At 57.6% G+C, this 2,683-nt stretch carries 3 protein-coding genes; 1 reads left to right on the plus strand and 2 read right to left on the minus strand.

Going from position 1 to position 2,683, the window contains the following annotated elements:
• Nucleotides 1-754 (plus strand): CRTAC1 family protein (locus VMU57_RS21630; RefSeq protein ID WP_325387238.1); only part of this gene is annotated, 754 nt, incomplete at its 5' end.
• A 310-nt stretch (nt 755-1,064) separates the two neighbouring features.
• On the opposite strand, the gene VMU57_RS21635 is transcribed toward VMU57_RS21630, so the two are convergent.
• Both VMU57_RS21635 and VMU57_RS21640 read right to left on the minus strand, forming a co-directional pair.
• Nucleotides 1,065-1,910, minus strand: coding sequence for a polysaccharide deacetylase family protein (locus VMU57_RS21635; RefSeq protein ID WP_325387240.1), 846 nt, complete (start codon nt 1,908-1,910; stop codon nt 1,065-1,067).
• Nucleotides 1,911-2,253: 343 nt separating this feature from the next.
• Nucleotides 2,254-2,683, minus strand: a 430-nt coding sequence (locus VMU57_RS21640) for a DUF6982 domain-containing protein (RefSeq protein WP_325387242.1), incomplete at its 5' end; no start/stop codon positions are given.

Below are 2,683 nucleotides of genomic sequence, written 5' to 3' on the forward strand. Positions count from 1 at the left end.
CGACGATTACGATGTGGTCTTCCGCAACGACGGCACCGGCAACTTCACCGATGTCAGTTATGAGACTGGCGTTGCTGCGCCCACCATTCCCTTTGTCGGTTTTGGCGACGGATTTCTCGACTACGACAATGACGGATGGAAGGACCTGCTGATCGTAAATGGCCATGTCTATCCCAACGTCGATGAGCACCCGGACTGGGGCACCAGTTACGCGGAACGTCCGCTGCTGTTTCGCAATCTGAAGAACGGAAAGTTCGACCTGGTGCCCGCGGTCGAGGGGACCGGCTTGGCTGTGGTCAGCGTAGGTCGCGGCGCTGCTTTTGGCGACCTGTTCAACGACGGCAAGATTGATGTTGTCATCAACAACATGGACGGCGTACCGGTGCTCCTTCGCAACGTCAATCCGGATCACCACCACTGGGTCGAGTTGAAGCTGATTGGCGGACCGAAAAGTCCGCGGGACGCGGTCGGCGCCACAGTGTACTTGAATGCGGGCGGCATTCGTCAGCGAGGCGATGTTCTCAGCGGCGGCAGCTATCTTTCTTCCAACGACATGCGCGTCCACTTTGGCATCGGAGACGCAACGAGCATCGGAAGTGTAGAAGTCCACTGGCCAAGCGGCGCCAAGGAAACGCTCAAGCTGCCAGCCGTCGACCGCATCTATACGGTCACGGAGGGCAAGGGTATCACCTCAGCCTTGTGCGGCGGCGAAGCTTGCCCCGTGAAAACAGCCTCCAAGCCGTCCGCCCGATAGCAGTTGTCCTCCATCTTGAGTAGGCAGAGAAGCCTCATGGATCAAATGAGCGAATCCAGGTAAGGCGGCCCAGTGGAGCGAAGACCCAGCGGCTGTGTACCAGGGACGGTCGCCGATCGGATCGAGAGCTTGAGAACATGTTTGTAGCAGGAGAGGCTTCTGCTCCCTTCAACTGAGTGCATGTACCGGGTTTATACTCCAGCTGAAAAAACTCCAAGCGGAGAAAAAATGGACCGAAGAGATTTCGTCAAAGGCGCTGGGGCGTTGGCCCTGTTGTGCTCGCGTTCGCGGCTAACCAGAGATTCTCAACTCAAAAACCGGCTTCGGGCCGCCAAATTTTTGGTTCATCCGCACATTTGGTGATACTCCCGTCGGTAGCAGTTTGGCGGTAGAGTGCGAGTATCTGACGATCTACGCTGGAGTCATAGCTGAAGCCGAGCTTGGCGAGCGCATCAAACGCCCACTCACAACCCGGGGTGATGGAGAAGCACGGGGCGCGATAGCCGAAGATTGGTTCCTGAATCACCGACTCGATCAATTCTTTCGCGGCGGCGGTGGACTCATAAAACTGGTTCGGACTCATGCGATGGACCAGTTGGTGATCCAGGCTGTGGCACCCGATTTCATGGCCGCGCTGACGGATCTCGCGAACGAGCCGCGGATAACGCCGCGCCACCCAGCCGAGCACAAAAAATGTCGCCTGGGTATCATTGCGATCCAGCAGGTCCAGCAAGCGGTGCGTGCTGGGCTCGATCCTGGAAGGCTGGTGTTCCCAGTCGGAAAAGGAAATGCCCTGAGAGGCGACCTCGGTGTGGAAATAATCTTCCAGGTCGATGGTGAGTGCATGGCAGGGGCGCGCCGCGCTGTGGTCGAAAGAACGCTTGGACGCAACGCTCTGGCGGGCGATGATGGACGGCCCGATGAGGGGCTTCTGCGCCGACTGCGACTGGACAGGTTCGTCGTGGGCACGGGTACGTCTGGAAAGCAAAGGAATGATTCCGGCATAGCCTAGACAGAAAAGACCAAACCCAAGCAGACCCAGTGGTTCAAAGTGAAGCGAGTGCGCGAAAGCGAAATTCAGTGCGACGGCAACGATCGCGACGATCACCAGAATGACGGCGGATTTCCCCAGCACGGATGATCCTACGTGGTTCATGAATGTCCCTTCAACGGTGAGCGGTGGGAGTGTGCTCAACCAAAGAGGATTGCAACTGCGGGGCCAAACCGTTTGCGCCGCAGATGACGCTGGATGGCCGATTCTGAAGGGCTCTACGGGAGGGGACGATGCGACGCCACTTGTTATGTGCAGGAATTTGCACTGTGAGGTGTCGGAAGGCCCATAGTTTACCCATCTTCTACAGCACGTTTGTTGTCTGGGGAGGATGAAACCGAAGGGGATTGGTGACGAAAGCATGAAATGCAAAAGGGACTCGGTGGTTGCCGTGTCCCTTGGTGGCCTCACCACGGCAGGTGAGATGAAGAACCAATGAATCGAGGCGTCAGGCGACTTCCCGCTGGGAGGCTTGCGCCTCCAGAAGGCCAATGATCTGGAAACTGCTGAGCGAAGTCTTCGGAACGAAGAGGCTGCGATTGTTGGTCAGCTCATCCACGGGAAAAAGCTGGAACGCGTTCTTCGTCAACAGAGCAATATCGTTCGAAACGCGGCCTTCCATGATTTCTCCATCCTGAAACGCCAGCCGGACCCAGAGGTAGGGCTGAATGGAGAGAGAGTCGAAGAAGCGCACGTCCTGCTGCGTGGGACTGCCGGCAAAGGTGTTGACGAAGAAAACCGCTTTGGCGTCCTCCAGGCGAAAGGTCACGGCGGGGGCACCGTCTTGCGGTTCGATGGTCATGCTGACCGGCAGATCGGTGGGAACCTCACTTGGATCCTGGGAGTCGCTGTCGGTGCGGTAGTAGCCGTACAGAACG

It is taken from the genome of Edaphobacter sp., from assembly GCF_035532915.1.
Lineage (GTDB): Bacteria > Acidobacteriota > Terriglobia > Terriglobales > Acidobacteriaceae > Edaphobacter.